Below are 16,497 nucleotides of genomic sequence, written 5' to 3' on the forward strand. Positions count from 1 at the left end.
GAAGTTCATTTTCAATCGGAGTTTCCCATGCGGCGTTCTGGAATTTTTGCTTTGGTTCTGTGCCTGTGCCAGGTTCTGGCGCCCCTGACCGTCGCCGAACAGGCGGCCGATCCGGCACATGGTCCAGCCCGGACCGCCCTGCCCGCCGACCTTCCCCTTCCCGGCAGCCTGCCCCTGATCGACTATGAAAAGATCCTCTTTCCCTGGATCGCCCGTCGCGAGTACGTCGGGCTGAACTGGAAGCGAGACAAGCGGTGGCGCGACACCGGGCCCTTTGTCTTCAACATGAGCTTTGGCATCCACCCGGCGGTGCGCATGTACTACTCGCCAAAGATCATCGACTGGCTCGAAGGCGGACGGACCGGGGCCATTCCGGACGGCGCCATCGTCATCAAGGAAATGGTGACCCCGCCCGCGGCCCGCTACAACGAACAGCGCGCAGCGCTGGTGGCGCAATACCCGGACGATCCCGCAAAGGTCGACGCCGAACTGACCGACTACGCCTATGACACCGGCGGGCTGAACTGGACCGTCATGGTCAAGGACAGTTCGCTGTCGCACGGCGGCTGGTTCTTTGCCTCGGTCTATTTCGCCGACAAGGACGACATGGCCGCGCGCAAACCCGTCATCGACAGTTTCGAGCCGCCCTACAGCCCGCCGCTTGGCGCCGGGGGCGACGGAATGTGCATGCGCTGCCATGCCTCCGCCGCAGAGGAACTGATCTTTTCCGCCCTGGAAAACGTCGAAGGCTACACCGGTGAGCCGCTGATTTTTCGCGTCGACGAAAGCTGGCGCGACCTGCCCAAGCCGCAGAAACCGGCCTTTGGCGCCGACCTGTCATCGATGATCACCTCCTACCTGAGCGACGCCCATGATCCGGGCGCGATGCGCGCGGCGCATGTTGCGGCGGCCAAGGCCTCTCCGGTCGAGGTGAACCCAGCCTTCGCCGCCATGTTTCCGCCAAAGGACGGGATCGAAATCCCGCGGACACAGCTGCAAACCCTGCCCAGCGAATGGCTGGACCACGTCCCCGCCCGCCCGAACGACACCCAGCATTTCCTGACCTCCGACAATTGTGTCGGCTGCCACGGCGGGCTGGGCGGCGCGCCCTCGGGTGTGACCATGTTCATCAAGACCGGATCGGACTACGGCAAGGGGTACAATATCTCGGAATATGGCGAATGGCGCTGGTCGCCGATGGGCCTGGCCGGGCGTGACCCGATCTTTTTCGCCCAGCTGGAATCCGAATTCGCCCTGCTGAATCGGGCCGGCGCGGGCGACCTGTCGGACAACCTTGGCACCACCTGCCTGTCCTGCCACGGCGCGATGGGCCAGCGGCAGCTGGAAATCGACGCCCATGACACCCCCGAGCTGGGGCTGGACGGCAATGTCTTCAAACCAGACTACGCCCTGCTGCACACGCCCCTGACAACCAAACAAAAGGACAAGCAGATCGCCGACGGGACCTATGACTACCACGTCTACGGCAATCTCGCGCGCGAGGGCATATCCTGTTCCGTCTGCCACCATATCGCGCCCCCAGAACGGGCCGAGGGCCAGCCGGACTACAACCCGCTGGACACCTACCTGATGAACGGCACCACCGGCGTCTTCCGCCTGAACAAGGCCAGCGAATTGATCGGCCCCTTTGCCGATGTCCGCCAGAAGCCGATGGAAAACGCAATGGGCATCACCCCGGTGCATGACACCTACATCAAGGACAGCGAGATGTGCGGCGCCTGCCACACCATCAACCTGCCCAACGTGGACGCCCCCACCGATGCGCCCCTGCCCGGGTTCACCGCCGCCGAACAGGCGGTGCTGAACAAGGCCGCGCAGAACGCCGTCAGCTTTCTGTCCGATCAATACGGCGCCACCTACCGGGAACCGCTGGTCAAGTTCCAGCACTCGGTCGAACAGGCCACCTTCCTGGAATGGAAGAACAGCCAGTTTGCCGATGCGGGCACCGCCCGGTCCTGCCAGGATTGTCACATGAAGGGCAATTTCGAAACGCTGGACGGCAAGATCAAGATCGACAGCCTGACCACGCAGATCGCCTCGATCCAGGACACGAACCTGCCCGACGTGCCCCACGCCCTGCCTCAGGACAAGATCGACGTGCCTTTCCGCGACAACTACAAGCGGCACAGTTTCGTGGGGCTCAATGCCTTCATGGTGGCCATGCTGTCGCAGTTCGACGAGGAAATGGGGCTGGGTCCCAAGGACCCGATGACCTACGCCACCAACGGCGCCCAGCTCTCGATGGACACGATGGCCCTGCAGGCGCGGGACGAAACGGCGGATGTGAAAATCCAGAGCCTGACAGGCGCGGACGGCACCCTGACGGCACTCGTGACCGTCGACAACAAAACCGGCCACCGCCTGCCCTCGGGCGTCGGTTTCCGCCGCGCCTTCCTGGAGGTCCGCGTGACCGATGCCGCGGGCAAGCAGATCTGGTGTTCGGGCTGCACTAATGGCGCCGGTGTCATCATCGGCCCGGATGGCAAACCGCTGAAGACCGAATTCCTGGATTTCGTCCCCGAGGGCGCGACAGAGGCGCTCTACCAGCCGCATCACGACCTGATCGACGACCAGACACAGGTGCAGATCTACGAAGAGCTGACCCAGAACGCGCAAAAGCAGTTCACCACCAGCTTCGTGCACCGCGTCTATCACCCCAAGGACAACCGCCTGCTGCCCTGGGGCGCGGCGAAACCGGGGACAGAGGCCTTTGAGAAACGGTTCGGATCATCCGAAGTGACCGCCGCCTTCATGAAGGTCACGATGCCCGAGGGCCGTGCAGCAAAAGACGCGGGCGTGATGGCCGGCAAGGATGAACTCACCTACAAGATCACCCTGCCCGACGGGGTCGACCCAAAAGCCGTGACCCTGCACGCCACGCTCTATTCCCAGGCCATTCCGCCCTACTACCTCAAGCAGCGATTCGAGACCGCGCCGGACGGCCCCGCGACACAACGGCTCTACTATCTGGCCAGCCGGCTCAAGACCAAGGGCACCCTGATCGAGAATTGGAAGCTGAAGATCCAGGGCGACACGGCACAGCTGCCCTGACATCCCCCTGTTCCGCTCTGCATGGCTTTGCGGCATGATGTGACAACCCCGGCCGGGAGACCGACCGGGGCGGCGGTCATGGATGGATTGGTACATTGGATTTCAAGCGTTTCGGGTGGCTGGCTGCCCTTCTGGCCGTGATCTGGGGGGTGGAAGCGGTCAACCTGCTGACGGGCAACGCGCTCAACGGTTGGCTTGGCCTGCGGCCACGATCGCTAGGCGGGCTGGACGGGATCGTCTTCATGCCGCTGCTGCACGGCTCGGTCGCCCATGCGGCGGCCAATACCGCGCCGCTGGCGGTGCTGGGCGCGCTTCTTGTCATCACGGCGCGATCGGTGGCGGTGGTGGCCTCGCTGCTGATCGTTGTCCTTGGCGGGCTGGGCGTCTGGCTGTTTGGCAACCCCGCAATCCACGTCGGCGCCTCCGGGCTGATCTTTGGCTGGTTCGGCTTTCTGGTGGCGCGGGGCCTGGTCGAAAAGCGCCTTGTCCCGCTGCTGGTGGCGGCGGGCGTTGCCGTGGTCTACGGAACGATGGTCTGGGGCGTTTTGCCCGGCCAGCCCGGTGTCAGCTGGGAATCGCATTTCTTCGGCGCGCTCGCCGGCATCGCCGCGGCAAGGGCCTTGCGCGGGACCGCCTGACCCGCCGAGCGCGCGGGAGCATAGAAATGGCGACCCCGGCAGGATTCGAACCTGCAACCTGCCCCTTAGGAGGGGGCTGCTCTATCCAGTTGAGCCACGGGGCCGTCGGCGCCTCCTTACCCTGCCACGCCGGGCTTGTCATCCCGGATGGTTGCAGAGCATACCGCTCTTGCACAGCGCCCTGATTGCGGTAACGTATCGCTATCTCACGAAAAGGATTTGCCCTTGGCCGCCGACGACTCCCGCCCGCTTACCCTTCGCGATGTCTCCGAGGCATCCGGCGTCTCGGAAATGACCGTCAGCCGCGTCTTGCGCAACCGCGGGGACGTCAGCCAGGCGACCCGGGAAAAGGTTCTGGAAGCGGCCAAGACGCTGGGCTACGTGCCCAACAAGATCGCAGGCGCGCTTGCCAGCCAGCGGGTGAACCTCGTCGCGGTCATCATCCCCTCCTTGCGCAACATGGTCTTCCCCGAGGTTCTGTCGGGCATCTCCAGCGTGTTGGAAGAGACCGAGCTGCAGCCCGTGGTCGGCGTCACCGACTACCTGCCCGAAAAGGAAGAGCGCGTCCTCTACGAGATGCTCTCGTGGCGCCCCTCGGGCGTGATCGTGGCCGGGCTGGAACATACCGAGGCCGCGCGCGCCATGCTCAAGGCCAGCGGCATCCCGGTGGTCGAGATCATGGACACCGACGGCAAGCCGATCGACTGCGCCGTGGGCATCAGCCATCGCAGGGCGGGCCGCGAAATGGCCCGCGCGATCCTGAAACAGGGCTATCAGCGCATCGGCTTCATGGGCACCAAGATGCCGCTGGACCACCGCGCGCGCAAACGCTTCGAGGGCTTCACCGAGGCGTTGGCAAAGGAAGGCGTCGAGGTGATCGACCAGGAATTCTATTCCGGCGGTTCCGCCCTCGCCAAGGGGCGCGAAATGACCAAGGCCATGCTGGAGCGTGAGCCGGAGCTAGACTTCCTCTATTATTCCAACGACATGATCGCGGCGGGCGGCCTGTTGCACCTGCTGGATGCGGGCATAGAGATCCCCGGCCAGATCGGTCTTGCCGGGTTCAACGGGGTCGAATTGCTGGACGGCCTGCCGCGCAAGCTGGCGACGATGGATGCCTGCCGGGCGGAAATCGGGCGCAAGGCCGCACAGATCATCTCCGGCCGGGTCGACAACCCAGAGGCGGAGTTTGAGCCGATCATCGAACTGGCGCCCAAACTGGACTACGGCGACACGCTGAAGCGGCGCTGAAAGCCCCGCGCACCGCAGTCCCGGGCCTGCCCCGGGACCTCGCGGCCCCTAACCCGCCGCTCCGGCGCGCTCCACGATGGCAATGGCCTCGGCCACCGCATCCGCAATGGCCATTTTCGACGTGTCCAGCGTGATCGCATCCTCTGCCGGTTTCAGCGGCGCATCGGCCCGGTTCATGTCGCGCGCATCGCGGGCCAGGACGTCCTCCAGCACCTCTTCCAGTGTCACCTCGTGCCCTGAAGCCACCAGTTCGCGCCACCGCCGCTCGGCCCGCACCTCGGCGCCGGCAATCACGAACAGCTTGGCCTCGGCCTCGGGGCAGATCACTGTCCCGATGTCGCGCCCGTCCAGAACTGCGCCCCCCGACCGCCGGGCAAAAGCCCGCTGCACATCGACCAGCGCCGCCCGCACATCGGGCAAGGCCGCCACTTTCGAAGCCGCCTGAGCCACCTCCGGCCCCCGCAGGTCCTGCGCGTCCAGCCCTGTCACGTCCAGCCCCTGCGCCGCCTCCAGCGGCGGCACACCCAACAGCATCTGCCGCCCGACCGCGCGATACAGCAGCCCGGTGTCCAGATGCGCAAAACCGAAATGCGCCGCAAGCTGGCGCGCGATGGTGCCCTTGCCGCTGGCGGCGGGGCCGTCGATGGCGATGGTAAAACTCACGCGATCACCTGTGTTGTCATGCCCGGGTCAGCGCCATCGGCCCGGGGCAGGCCCCCGCCGATATCATAGTAGTCCCCCTTGTCGGCGCAAAAGATGTGCCCCGACAAGTGCAGCCCGGTCGGCCCGTCGATGGTCCCGGCAAAGATCGACAGATGGGTGCCCGGCCCGTCCCAGAATAGGTTGCTGCCGCAGGTCCCGCAGAAGCCGCGCCGCGCTGTCTCGGACGATCCGTACCAGGTCACGTCACCCGTCACCGAAACCGTCTCACGCGGCGCCGATGTGGCTGCCACGTGATGTCCCGAGGTCTTGCGGCACTGGCTGCAATGGCAGGCGATCACCGGGCGCAGGGCGCCGCTCACGCGGTAGGTCACCGCCTTGCAGAGGCATCCCCCCGTCACTCCAGCCGCAGCCTGCATCGCACACTCCCTGTCCATCCTCCCGAGGCGTAGCAAGAGCGCGCCCCGGGGAAAAGCCCCAGCCGCTCCGCCTCAGCCGCGCGTGATCTCGGCGCCCAGGTTGCCCATCAGCGTCTCGAAGATCGGAAAGGACGTGGCGATCGGCCCGCCGTCATCCACCGTCATTGGCCGTGCGGCGGCAAACCCCATGACAAGAAAGGACATGGCGATGCGGTGATCCAGGTGGCTTTCCACCGTCACGCCGCCCGCAACCTTGCCATGCCCGCGCCCCTCGACGGTCCACCAGTCCTCGCCTTCCTCGACATGCACACCGGCGGCACGCAGGCCTGTGGCCATCGCATCAATCCGGTCACTTTCCTTGACGCGCAACTCCTTGACGCCCGGCATATGCGTGCGCCCCTCGGCGAAACTGGCGACAACCGACAGCACCGGATATTCGTCGATCATGCTGGCGGCGCGCTCGGCGGGCACCTCGATCCCCTTGAGATCGGGCGAGAAGCGCGCGCGCAAATCGGCCACCGGCTCGCCCCCTTCTTCGCGCGCGTTCTCATAGGTCAGGTCGGCGCCCATCTCGCGCAGCGTGGCAAACAGCCCCGCGCGCGTCGGGTTCAGCCCAATGTTCGGCACCACCACGTCCGACCCTTCGGTGATGATCGCCGCGCAGACCGGGAAAGCCGCCGACGAGGGATCGCGCGGCACGGTGATGGTCTGCGGTTTCAGTTCGGGCCGCCCCTGCAGGGTGATGACCCGTCCCGCGTCGGTGACCTCGGTCGAGATCGTGGCCCCGAAGCCCGCCAGCATCCGTTCCGAGTGATCCCGCGTCGCCTCGCGCTCGATCACCACGGTCTCGCCCGGCGCGTTCAGCCCGGCCAGCAGAACGGCGGATTTCACCTGCGCCGAGGGCACCGGCACCTCGTAGCGCACCGGCAGCGGCTCGGCAGCGCCGACGATGGTCATGGGCAGCCGACCGCCCGACCGCCCATAGGCCCGCGTCCCGAACAGGTCCAGCGGATCGGTCACGCGGGCCATCGGGCGCTTGTTCAGGCTGGCGTCACCGGTAAAGGTCGCCACGATGGGCGAGGTGGCCATCGCCCCGATGATCAGCCGCACCCCGGTGCCCGAGTTGCCACAGTCGATCACGTTGTCCGGTTCGCCAAAGCCGCCGACCCCCACGCCATGCACATGCCAGGTGTCGCCGATCTTCTCGACCTGGGCGCCAAAGGCCTGCATGGCTTTGGCGGTGTCCAGCACGTCCTGCCCTTCCAGCAGTCCGGTCACCTTGGTCTCGCCCACCGCCATCGCGCCCAGGATCAGCGAGCGGTGAGAAATCGACTTGTCGCCGGGCACATGCGCCTCGCCCGCCAAGGGGCCGGAGGCACGCGAAGTCATCGGGATCGGGGTGCCGTGGGCGGACATGGGGCGGTCTCCTGCAAAATCGTCGCCGCCTGATAGCAAGCGCCCGGGACAAGGTCCATCGCGCTCGTGCAGCGCCGCGCCCCTGTTTCTTCTCTCTCCAAATATCTCCGGGGGTGAAGGCCGCAGGCCGAGGGGGCAGCGCCCCCTGCCCGCTCACCGCCTGTGGAAGGTCAGGTAATGCGGCACGCGCCCCTCGCGCAGGGCCTTCTGCTCGTAGCGGGTCGAATACCAGTCAGCCCAGGGTGTGCGCCAATCCTCCGGCCCTTCGGCGGTCCATCTGAACCCGGCTTTCGGGACCTCGACCAGCGTCTGACGGACATAGTCGGGAATGTCTGTGGCGACGCGGAACTCGGCCCCCGGTTTCAGCACCCGGTGCAGTGGTTCCAGATGCTCCTGCGTCACAAAGCGCCGCCGGTGGTGCTTCTTCTTGGGCCAGGGATCGGGATACAGCAGAAAGGCCTTCGAGATCGACTGGTCCGGCAGCACGTCGAACAGGTTGCGCGCATCGCCGGGATAGACCCGCAGGTTCTCTGCGCCCGCCTCCCGGATCTTGCCCAGGAGCATTGCCACGCCGTTGATGAAGGGCTCGGCCCCGATGATGCCCACGCCCGGATTCCCGACCGCCTGGTGCACCATGTGCTCGCCGCCGCCAAAGCCGATTTCCAGCCAGACCGGCGCACCACCAAAGAGCGCGCCCGTGTCCAGCGGCGTCCGGTCGGGGTTTTCCTCCCAGTCGACCGCACCGGGCGACAGCCGGTCCAGGTCCTCCTGCAGGTACTCTTCCTGTTTCGGCCGCAGGGTCTTGCCCTTTATGCGGCCGTAGAAATTGCGCCAGGGGGCGCCGGGGTGCTTGTTTGACGTGGTCATGGCCCGGGCGCTTAGCGCCCGGCGCCCGATCGTGCAAGGCTCCTCTGCGCGCTCACGGCGCGATCAGGATGCTCCCCAGCACCTCCAGCCCGTCGCCATTCCGACGCACCACCAGCACCTCGCCCGACCGCGTGCCGCGCCCGGTCAGCGCGCTGATGTTGACCTGGTGCGTGACAACGATGGGCCGTCCCCCCCGCGTTTCCAACAGCTCCAGCGCGCCAGCCGTCCGCACCGCGCGCTGGTCGAAATCGCGAAAGAAGGAGTTGAACACGGGCGCCGGTGTCACCTCTCCCAGCTCCAGCAGGCTGGCCGTTTCCTGGCAGCGGCACCACTGGCTGCTCAGCACCGCGTCGAACTGCACCCCGCGCGCGCGAAAGGCCGCCCCGATGGCGCGTGCCTGCGCCCTGCCCCGGTCATCGAGGTTGCGCTGCGTGCTGCAGTCTTCCAGCGTGAAACCCGCCGGATCGCCCGTGCCGGGCGCCAGCGCGTGGCGCATGATGGCAAAGGCGCCAGGCCGGTCCAGCGCGGCCCAGTCATTGGCCATCAGCACCCCCGGCCACAACAGGCCGAGGGCAAGGATCAGGAACCGCATCACAGCCGGTCGTCAAGGAAGCCCAGCAGCCCCTCCCAGGACCCTTGGTCCGCCGTCAGGTCATAGTCCCTCGACCCATAGACGGTAAAGCTGTGGCGGGCGCCGCCAAAGACCTGCGCGCCATGTTCGACACCCGCGCCCTGCAACTGGTCCAGCAGCGCGGCCAGGTCGCCCATCCCGGACACCGGGTCGGCGCTGCCGTGGAACAGCATCACCGGAGCGCTCGTCGCGCTGTAGTCCTGCCCCTCGGGCGTGCCCAGCCCGCCGTGGAAGCTGACGAACCCCTGCAGGTCGGCCCCGGCGCGGGCCGCTTCCAGCACCGCCGCACCGCCAAAGCAGTAGCCCATGATGACGATGTCATCGGTGGCGCCCGCGATATTGGCCGCCTCCATGATCGAGCCCATCAGCCGCGCGCGGAATTCCTCGCGGTCGCCGTAAAGAGCGCCCGACAGCGCGCGGTTCTCGTCGACGGTCTTGGGGTCTTCGTCGGCACCGTAGACGTCGATGGCAAAGGCGGTATAGCCCAGCGCCGCCAGCATCTCGGCGCGGCGCTCTTCGTAGGCGGTCATCCCGTCCCAGTCATGCACGATCAGCACCGTGCCCTTGGGCGTGATGGCGGTGTTCGTGGCGACATAGCCCTCGTAGCTGCGGTCGCCCACGGTGTATTCATGATAGCCGGCCTGGATCTCGGCCTGGGCTGCGCCCGCCAGCATCACGGCGGCAGCAAAAACGGTGCGGATCATCACGGAACCTCCCTGTTCACATTCCACATCGCAAAGATAGCCGCCCACGGAAAAAGAAAAGGCGCCCCCGTGACAGGGGCGCCTCTTGTGGTTCTTCTTGGTCCAAATACCCCCGGGGGGAGTCGACCGCAGGGAGACGGGGGCACAGCCCCCTCTCAGACCTCTTTCTTCAGCGCCTCGGCCAGATCGGTCCGCTCCCAGGAGAAACCGCCGTCCGCCTCGGGCGCCCGGCCAAAGTGGCCATAGGCGGCGGTGCGCGAATAGATCGGCTTGTTCAGGTCCAGATGGGTGCGGATGCCGCGCGGGGTCAGGTCGATCACCTTGGGGATCGCCGCCTCGATGGCCTGCGCCTCGATCTGGCCGGTCTGGTGCGTGTCGACATAGATCGACAGCGGCTTGGCCACGCCGATGGCATAGGACAGCTGCACGGTGCAGCGTTCCGCCATCCCGGCGGCCACCACGTTCTTGGCCAGATAGCGGGCGACATAGGCCGCCGACCGGTCCACCTTGGTCGGGTCCTTGCCCGAAAAGGCGCCGCCGCCGTGCGGCGCGGCACCGCCGTAGGTGTCGACGATGATCTTGCGGCCCGTCAGGCCCGCGTCGCCGTCCGGTCCACCGATGACGAACTTGCCGGTCGGGTTCACCCACCACTCGGTCTCGGCGGTGATCCAGCCCTCGGGCAGGGTCTCGCGGATGTAGGGCTCGACCAGATCGCGCACATCGGCGCTGGTCATGTCTTCGTCGATGTGCTGGGTCGACAGCACGATCGAGGTCACGCCCATCGGCTTGCCGTGTTCATAGCGGACCGAGAGCTGCGACTTGGCATCCGGGCCCAGCCGGGGCTCGGTGCCGTTCTTGCGCACCTCGGCGAGGCGGCGCAGGATCGCGTGGCTGAACTGGATCGGCGCCGGCATCAGCGCGTCGGTCTCGTTCGTGGCGTAGCCGAACATGATGCCCTGGTCGCCGGCACCTTCGTCGCCCTGCTCGCCGGTCACGCCCTGCGCGATATGGGCGGACTGTTCGTGCAGCAGGTTGGTGATTTCCACGGTCTCGTGGTGGAACTTGTCCTGCTCATAGCCGATGTCCTTGATGCAGGCACGGGCGATGTCGGGAATGCTGGCCATGTATTCTGCCAGCTTGTCCTGGTCAGAGAGGCCCACCTCGCCCCCGATGACCACGCGGTTGGTGGTGGCGAAGGTCTCGCAGGCGACACGCGCAAGCGGGTCTTCGGCCAGGAAGGCATCCAGGATCGCGTCGGAAATCCGGTCGCAGACCTTGTCCGGGTGCCCCTCCGAGACGGACTCGGAGGTGAAGATGTAGTTGTGTCGGGACATGATGGGGTGCTCCATTGATGACGCCGTCACGCCAGGAAGCCGTTGTGACGGGTTTTTGATGTCCAGAAGCGGGTACGCGGCGCAGCGCGCAGGGTCAATCGGAATCTGTGTCGCTGCGGCGGCGGGACGCCGCCGAAAGCACCGCAATTGCCACAAACATGAGCAAACCCACCGGAAAATCCCCGCTGCGGCTGTAGATCGTGTGCCGGATCGGCGGCGGCAACGGCGCATCGACATAGCCCGCCTCGCCCAGGGGAATGCTGGCCAGGACACGCCCCGCCCCGTCGATCACCGCCGAGACGCCGGTATTGGCTGCGCGCAGCATCGGCAGCCCCTGTTCGATGGAACGGATACGGGCCTGGGCCAGGTGCTGGAAAGGACCGGACCAGGTGCCGAACCAGGCGTCGTTGGTGATCTGGATCAGCATGTCCGGCCGCAAGGGCGCGCCGTTCACATCCTGGGGAAAGACCGCCTCGTAGCAGATCAGCGGCAGGGCGCTGCCCAGGGGGCCCATGTCGATCACCTGCGGCCCCGGCCCGGGCGTGTATCCGCCCTCGGCCCGGGCGGCCAGCCCGGCGATGTTCCACCGCGCGAACAGCGCGGCGGCGGGCATGTATTCCCCGAAAGGCACAAGGTGATGCTTGTCATAGAGCGCCTGCACCCCGCCACCGGGCGCCAGCACGATCAGCGAGTTGTAATAGCCCGCCTGGTCCGCACGCTGGACCCCCAGCAGCACCCGGCTCTCGCCCGCCGCCTCGGTGATCCGGTCCAGCGTCGGCCCCGCCCGGTGCAACAGGTTGGGCACGCTGGTTTCCGGCCAGACGACCAGCGCGGGCGCCGCCCCGCCTTCCGTGGGCGCGGCGCGGGTGAACTCCAGCTTGCGCTGCATGAAGACCGGGATCTTTTGCGGGTCCCATTTCTCGTGCTGGGGGGCATTGGGCTGGACCAGCCGCACCACGGGGCGCGCTGCCAGGTCCTGCGCGGCAGGGGTCAGCAGCCAGCCGCCGCCGAACAGCACCGCCAGCAGGGCAACGGCGCCCAGGGCCGCCCGCCCCCCGCCGGGGCGCAGCGCCAACGCGCAAAGCGCCGCCGCCGAAAGTGTCATCACAGTCAGCCCGTGCGGCCCGATGACCGAGACCCACTGGATCACCGGAACCGGCAGCCAGACATAGGGCACCAGCGCCCAGGGAAAACCGGTAAGGACATAGGCACGCGCCAGTTCCGCCAGGCTCCACGCCAGGACCAGCCCGATCACCGGGTAGCGCCCCTGCGACGAGAGCCGGAACGCCAGCCCCCAGAACAGTGCCAGCCCGCCCGCAAGACCGATCAGCGCAAAGGGCGCCATCCATCCCGTCACGGCGGCATCGACAAAGAAAGGCTCGACGATCCAGCCCATCGAAAAACCGAAATAGCCCAGCCCCACGGCCCAGCCCGTGCCCGCCGACCGCAGCCCGCCCGGCGTCACAAGGAACAGCCAGACCGCCGCGACGTAGCCCGCGAACCCCAGGTACCACAGGTCATAAGGAGGCTGACCCAGACCGATGACCACGCCCGCCAGCACCGCCAGAGGCAGGCGCATCCAGCCCGGCAAGGGGCCAGCAGCCACGCGGGCGCCGCCCACCGCCCGCCTGTCAGGCATGGCCCGCGTCGGCCTTGACCGCCGGCGCCTCTGTCACCGGCGCGGGCGCTGTCGCGGCGGTCTCGGTCCGTGTCGTCTTGGACGGGCGCACCCGCAGCCGCTTGATCCGGCGCGGGTCCGCATCGACAACCTCGAAATCCAGACCCGCCGGATGCGGCACGACCTCACCCCGCGCGGGCACGCGGCCCGCCAGCATGAAGACCAGCCCGCCCAGCGTGTCGATCTCTTCCTCGTCGATGTCGTCGTGGTCGGTCAGCGCCAGGCCCAGCTCACCCTCGAAATCGCTTAGCGGCGTCTTGGCCTGCACCAGGTAGCAGCCGGTCTTTTCTCGGGTCCAGTACTGATCCTCGTCGGTGTCGTGTTCGTCCTCGATCTCGCCGATGACCTGTTCGATCAGGTCCTCGATCGTCACCAGCCCGTCGACCCCGCCGTATTCGTCGATCACCAGTGCCATGTGACGGCGCTCGGTCTGCATCTTGGTCAGCAGCACGCCAATCGGCATCGACGGCGGCACAAAGAGCAGCGGTCGCAGCATCCGTTTCAGGTTGAACCGCCCGCCGGTGCCGTTAAAGCCCTGCTGCAGCGCGAAATCCTTGAGGTGGGCCATGCCCACGGGCGTGTCCAACGTCCCCTCGTAGACCGGCAGCCGCGTCATGCCGCTTTCGCGGAACACGGTGACCAGGTCCTCCTTGGTGATCGTATTGGGCACGGCGATGATCTCGGCCTTTGGAATGGCCACATCCTCGACCCGCATCCGACGCAGGTTGATCATGCCGTGAACCGGCCTGTCGTGCGCCCGTGGCGCGCTTTCGGCCGCAGAGCCGTGCCGCGAGGCCCCCTCGCCGCCCCGGCCGAACAACCGCTGCCAGAAACTGCGCCGCGGCCCGTGTCCGTTCATGTGTCCCGTCAGTGGCGCGCTTTGCGCTGCCTTAGACGAGTCGTCGCTATCGCCCATCTTTCCTGTTCCAGTCATACCCCATCGGGGCCATCATCCTCACCATATGGGTTCGGCAGACCGAGATTGCCAAGTATCTCTGCCTCCAGCCGTTCCATCAGCGTGGCGTCCGCATCACGCATATGGTCATACCCCAAAAGATGTAACACGCCATGAACAACCAAGTGTGTGACATGTTGCTCCAAAGCGATACCCTGCTCGGCGGCTTCCCGCCCGCAGGTTTCCCAGGCCAGGGCAATGTCGCCCAGGTGGTGCGGCGCCTCGTCCTCGGGCTCGGGCGGCCAGGGCGTCCCTCCCGGTGTCTCGGGGGCCAGATCCTCAGACGGCCAGCTCAGCACGTTGGTGGCCGTGGGCTTGTCGCGGAAATCGCCGTTCAGCGTGGCAATTCGGGCATCGTCACAGCCCAGCACGGCGATCTCGTAGCCCGCCGGGGAGAGCCCCAGGTGCATCAGCGCCGCCACCGCACCGCGTTCCGAGATTTCCGCCAGCCCGGCGGCCTCCCAACGGTCGTCCTCGAAAATCGTATCGGTCAACATGTGGATTCGCGCCGGAGGCCCTGCCCCGGACCCCCGAGATAGTTTTCAAACCAAGGAAGCGGGAGCCAGGGTCTCAGCCCTCCGCGTCCGCCTCATAGGCCTCGATGATCGCGGCGACAAGCGGGTGACGCACCACGTCCTTGCCGGTGAAATAGTTGAACGAGATGCCGGACACATGGCTCAGCAGCCGTTCCGCGTCCGCCAGCCCCGAAGGCACGCCGCGCGGCAGGTCGATCTGCGTCCGGTCGCCGGTGATCACCATGCGCGAGCCTTCGCCCAGGCGGGTCAGGAACATCTTCATCTGCATGGTGGTCGCGTTCTGCGCCTCGTCCAGCACGACAAAGGCATTCGACAGCGTGCGCCCGCGCATGAAGGCCAGCGGCGCGATCTCGACCGATTTCTCCTCGCGCATCTTGGCAAGCTGCTTGCCCGGCAGGAAATCGTTCAGCGCATCCATCAGGGGCTGCATGTAGGGATCGACCTTTTCCTCCTGCGTGCCGGGCAGAAAGCCCAGCCGCTCGCCCGCCTCGACGGCGGGACGGCACAGGATGATCTTGTCGACTTCGCCGGTGATCAGCATGTTCACGCCGACCGCCACCGCCAGGTAGGTCTTGCCGGTGCCCGCCGGGCCGATGCCAAAGGCCAACTCGTTGGCAAAGAGCGACTGCACATAGGCCTTTTGCGCGTCGGTGCGCGGCTCGATCAGCTTTTTGCGGGTCTTGATCTCGACCTTGCCGCCGCTGAACATTTCCAGCTGCTCGTCCGGCTCGTCGTCCTCCATGCGAAAGGCCCGGTCGATGTCGCCACGGTCCACCTCGCGGCCCTGTTCCAGCCGCTCGTAGAGCATGCGCAGGACCTCGGCCGCCTCCGGCACGGCGTCCTCTGGGCCGTGGATCGCCAGCTGGTTGCCACGGCGCAGGATCTGCACCCCGGTGCGGGCCTCGATGTCGGTCAGGTTGCGATCGAATTCTCCACAAAGATCGATCAGCAGTCGATTGTCTGGAAATTCAACGATGGCTTCGGTCAAGGTGCCCGCTGTCAAACCCGTCTCCTGCACAGGGCCGTCCGAATCCGGACGCATGTTTCTGCTAGATATGGTGCACCCGGCGGCCCGGTGGCGCAAGTCTCGGTCGCGGGCTGGGACGGAATGTCATGCAAGTGCAACAAAAACAGACCGCGCAGCAGATGCTGCGCGGCCTATTGAGACCCTGCGTGCCTGTCAGGGTCGGGATTACAGCGGGTCGCCGATGACCGAGGTCGAGCCACCCTTGAAGTCGCCGGTGGCAATGGTCGGGGGCGCGATGCCCGAGCAGACCGGCTTGCCGTACTTGTCCAGACGCTGCGAGAGATAGCCCTCGACACCGTCGTCGATGATCCAGTGGTCACATCCGTTCGGATCGACCCAGATACCGGCTTTCATGCCGGTCAGGTCGTCACGGTCGACGGATTGGCGGTCGCGGCTCTTGTCAGGGCCGACCGGGTCGCAGGCGGCCAGGCCGACGGCAGCGACAACCAGAAGGATCGGTTTCACGAAGTTCATAATCCTGGTCCCCTCTGGATTACCGGAAGCAGAGAATTTCGACACGGCGGTTCTTGGCCATGCCCTGTGCGGTCTTGTTGGTGGCGACCGGCATACGTTCGCCATAGCCGCGAACGTCGGTGATGTTTGCCCCAACCGACCGGGCCACCCTGGCCACGGCCAGCGCGCGGTTGTAGCTCAACTTGATGTTGTACTCGTCCGAGGCGCGGCTGTCGGTGTGGCCGGCAATCACGTAGCCCACCGCAGAGGCGCTGCGGAAGAACTCGGCGATGCGGGCCTGCCCGTGCTTGGAAATCCGGTAGCTGTCGGTGGCAAAGAACTGGTCAGTGTTCATGACGCCGCAGGTGTTGGCACGGCGGCAGACCGGGATGCCCTTGCGGCTGACGTGGGGGCTCATGTAGCCCTCGACGCCGTCGTCCATCACCCAGTGTTCGCAGCCGTCCGGATCGACCCAGATGCCGGGGATGTACTGTTCACCCTTGATGGTGCGGGTGTTCTGCGTGGAAATGAAAGGTGTCTTCCCTGCGTCCTCGGCGACTGCCGGCGCAGCGGCCGACAGACCAGCGAGAGCCGCAAGCGCCATCGCGCCGATGGCCTTGGTAATGCGATACGCCACAGCCTGGTCCCTTGGTTATAGTTTCCCCTGATGCCTGCGCTCGGTTTGGCAGCGCGCGCAGGCAAATTTACTATAATCAACACATTAGCAAAGTTGCCTTCCCTGTGAAGAGAAAAGCTATGCACACTGTCCCAAAATCGGAAACAGTTCCCGCAACTGCCTTATTTTACTGTGGATAATCCGAACCTTTTTTTTGAAACAACGGGTTCGGAGGTCAGC

16 protein-coding genes, 1 tRNA gene and 1 riboswitch are annotated in these 16,497 nt (G+C 66.1%); of the genes, 3 read left to right on the forward strand and 14 right to left on the reverse strand.

Going from position 1 to position 16,497, the window contains the following annotated elements:
• The first annotated feature begins 27 nt into the window (after positions 1-27).
• Entirely contained in the window at positions 28-3,072 is a 3,045-nt protein-coding gene (locus KZZ07_RS10200) for a hypothetical protein (RefSeq protein WP_219513945.1), read from the forward strand.
• Positions 3,073-3,167: 95 nt separating this feature from the next.
• On the forward strand, positions 3,168-3,710 hold the full coding sequence (locus KZZ07_RS10205) for a rhomboid family intramembrane serine protease (RefSeq protein WP_255564268.1): 543 nt from the start codon (positions 3,168-3,170) through the stop codon (positions 3,708-3,710).
• A gap of 27 nt (positions 3,711-3,737) precedes the next feature.
• On the opposite strand, the gene KZZ07_RS10210 is transcribed toward KZZ07_RS10205, so the two are convergent.
• A tRNA-Arg gene (locus KZZ07_RS10210) sits at positions 3,738-3,814 on the reverse strand.
• A gap of 121 nt (positions 3,815-3,935) precedes the next feature.
• Between KZZ07_RS10210 and KZZ07_RS10215 the strand changes: the two genes are divergently transcribed.
• The gene (locus tag KZZ07_RS10215) at positions 3,936-4,961 is read left to right on the forward strand and encodes a LacI family DNA-binding transcriptional regulator (protein ID WP_255564269.1); all 1,026 of its coding nucleotides are present in this window, start codon (positions 3,936-3,938) and stop codon (positions 4,959-4,961) included.
• Positions 4,962-5,009: 48 nt separating this feature from the next.
• Here KZZ07_RS10215 and KZZ07_RS10220 read toward each other — a convergent pair whose 3' ends face one another.
• The 13 genes from KZZ07_RS10220 to KZZ07_RS10280 all read right to left on the reverse strand — a co-directional run bounded on the left by KZZ07_RS10220 (position 5,010) and on the right by KZZ07_RS10280 (position 16,278).
• Entirely contained in the window at positions 5,010-5,624 is a 615-nt protein-coding gene (locus KZZ07_RS10220) for a (d)CMP kinase (protein ID WP_219513947.1), read from the reverse strand.
• Positions 5,621-6,040, reverse strand: coding sequence for a GFA family protein (locus KZZ07_RS10225; protein ID WP_219513948.1), 420 nt, complete (start codon positions 6,038-6,040; stop codon positions 5,621-5,623). Before KZZ07_RS10225 ends, KZZ07_RS10220 begins: the two co-directional genes overlap by 4 nt.
• A 72-nt stretch (positions 6,041-6,112) precedes the next feature.
• Positions 6,113-7,456: a 3-phosphoshikimate 1-carboxyvinyltransferase gene (gene aroA / locus KZZ07_RS10230; protein WP_219513949.1), complete on the reverse strand. Its 1,344-nt coding sequence runs from the start codon at positions 7,454-7,456 to the stop codon at positions 6,113-6,115.
• Positions 7,457-7,609: 153 nt separating this feature from the next.
• A complete protein-coding gene (trmB, locus tag KZZ07_RS10235; RefSeq protein ID WP_219513950.1) occupies positions 7,610-8,323 on the reverse strand; it encodes a tRNA (guanine(46)-N(7))-methyltransferase TrmB in 714 nt (237 codons plus the stop codon).
• Between the two features lie 52 nt (positions 8,324-8,375).
• Positions 8,376-8,915, reverse strand: a complete 540-nt coding sequence (locus KZZ07_RS10240; RefSeq protein ID WP_219513951.1) for a histidine phosphatase family protein — start codon at positions 8,913-8,915, stop codon at positions 8,376-8,378.
• Positions 8,915-9,658 (reverse strand): dienelactone hydrolase family protein, encoded by a 744-nt coding sequence (locus KZZ07_RS10245; protein WP_219513952.1) that lies wholly within the window; start codon positions 9,656-9,658, stop codon positions 8,915-8,917. The genes KZZ07_RS10240 and KZZ07_RS10245 overlap by 1 nt, the downstream gene beginning before the upstream one ends.
• A gap of 155 nt (positions 9,659-9,813) precedes the next feature.
• Positions 9,814-10,992 carry a methionine adenosyltransferase gene (gene metK / locus KZZ07_RS10250; protein WP_219513953.1) on the reverse strand — a complete coding sequence of 393 codons (1,179 nt, stop codon included), beginning with the start codon at positions 10,990-10,992 and terminating at the stop codon, positions 9,814-9,816.
• 7 nt (positions 10,993-10,999) lie between these two features.
• Positions 11,000-11,046: riboswitch (SAM-SAH riboswitch) on the reverse strand.
• 40 nt (positions 11,047-11,086) lie between these two features.
• The gene (lnt, locus tag KZZ07_RS10255) at positions 11,087-12,631 is read right to left on the reverse strand and encodes an apolipoprotein N-acyltransferase (protein ID WP_255564270.1); all 1,545 of its coding nucleotides are present in this window, start codon (positions 12,629-12,631) and stop codon (positions 11,087-11,089) included.
• A complete protein-coding gene (locus tag KZZ07_RS10260; protein ID WP_219513954.1) occupies positions 12,624-13,586 on the reverse strand; it encodes a hemolysin family protein in 963 nt (320 codons plus the stop codon). The genes lnt and KZZ07_RS10260 overlap by 8 nt, the downstream gene beginning before the upstream one ends.
• A 14-nt stretch (positions 13,587-13,600) precedes the next feature.
• The gene (gene ybeY, locus KZZ07_RS10265) at positions 13,601-14,122 is read right to left on the reverse strand and encodes an rRNA maturation RNase YbeY (protein ID WP_219513955.1); all 522 of its coding nucleotides are present in this window, start codon (positions 14,120-14,122) and stop codon (positions 13,601-13,603) included.
• Between the two features lie 73 nt (positions 14,123-14,195).
• Positions 14,196-15,164: a PhoH family protein gene (locus KZZ07_RS10270; RefSeq protein WP_219513956.1), complete on the reverse strand. Its 969-nt coding sequence runs from the start codon at positions 15,162-15,164 to the stop codon at positions 14,196-14,198.
• Between the two features lie 189 nt (positions 15,165-15,353).
• Positions 15,354-15,662 (reverse strand): hypothetical protein, encoded by a 309-nt coding sequence (locus KZZ07_RS10275; protein ID WP_219513957.1) that lies wholly within the window; start codon positions 15,660-15,662, stop codon positions 15,354-15,356.
• A gap of 19 nt (positions 15,663-15,681) precedes the next feature.
• A complete protein-coding gene (locus KZZ07_RS10280) occupies positions 15,682-16,278 on the reverse strand; it encodes an OmpA family protein (protein ID WP_370631104.1) in 597 nt (198 codons plus the stop codon).
• Between the last annotated feature and the right edge of the window lie 219 nt (positions 16,279-16,497).

This window comes from Mameliella sp. CS4 (assembly GCF_019392335.1).
Lineage (GTDB): Bacteria > Pseudomonadota > Alphaproteobacteria > Rhodobacterales > Rhodobacteraceae > Antarctobacter.

Excerpts from the sequence above, each read along its gene's own strand:
- metK (WP_219513953.1), bottom strand. The coding sequence starts at position 10,992 with ATGTCCCGACACAACTACATCTTCACCTCCGAGTCCGTCTCGGAGGGG.
- KZZ07_RS10245 (WP_219513952.1), bottom strand. The coding sequence starts at position 9,658 with ATGATCCGCACCGTTTTTGCTGCCGCCGTGATGCTGGCGGGCGCAGCC.
- ybeY (WP_219513955.1), bottom strand. The coding sequence starts at position 14,122 with ATGTTGACCGATACGATTTTCGAGGACGACCGTTGGGAGGCCGCCGGG.
- aroA (WP_219513949.1), bottom strand. The coding sequence starts at position 7,456 with ATGTCCGCCCACGGCACCCCGATCCCGATGACTTCGCGTGCCTCCGGC.
- trmB (WP_219513950.1), bottom strand. The coding sequence starts at position 8,323 with ATGACCACGTCAAACAAGCACCCCGGCGCCCCCTGGCGCAATTTCTAC.
- KZZ07_RS10225 (WP_219513948.1), bottom strand. The coding sequence starts at position 6,040 with ATGCAGGCTGCGGCTGGAGTGACGGGGGGATGCCTCTGCAAGGCGGTG.
- KZZ07_RS10260 (WP_219513954.1), bottom strand. The coding sequence starts at position 13,586 with ATGGGCGATAGCGACGACTCGTCTAAGGCAGCGCAAAGCGCGCCACTG.
- KZZ07_RS10200 (WP_219513945.1), top strand. The coding sequence starts at position 28 with ATGCGGCGTTCTGGAATTTTTGCTTTGGTTCTGTGCCTGTGCCAGGTT.
- KZZ07_RS10240 (WP_219513951.1), bottom strand. The coding sequence starts at position 8,915 with ATGCGGTTCCTGATCCTTGCCCTCGGCCTGTTGTGGCCGGGGGTGCTG.
- KZZ07_RS10275 (WP_219513957.1), bottom strand. The coding sequence starts at position 15,662 with ATGAACTTCGTGAAACCGATCCTTCTGGTTGTCGCTGCCGTCGGCCTG.
- lnt (WP_255564270.1), bottom strand. The coding sequence starts at position 12,631 with ATGCCTGACAGGCGGGCGGTGGGCGGCGCCCGCGTGGCTGCTGGCCCC.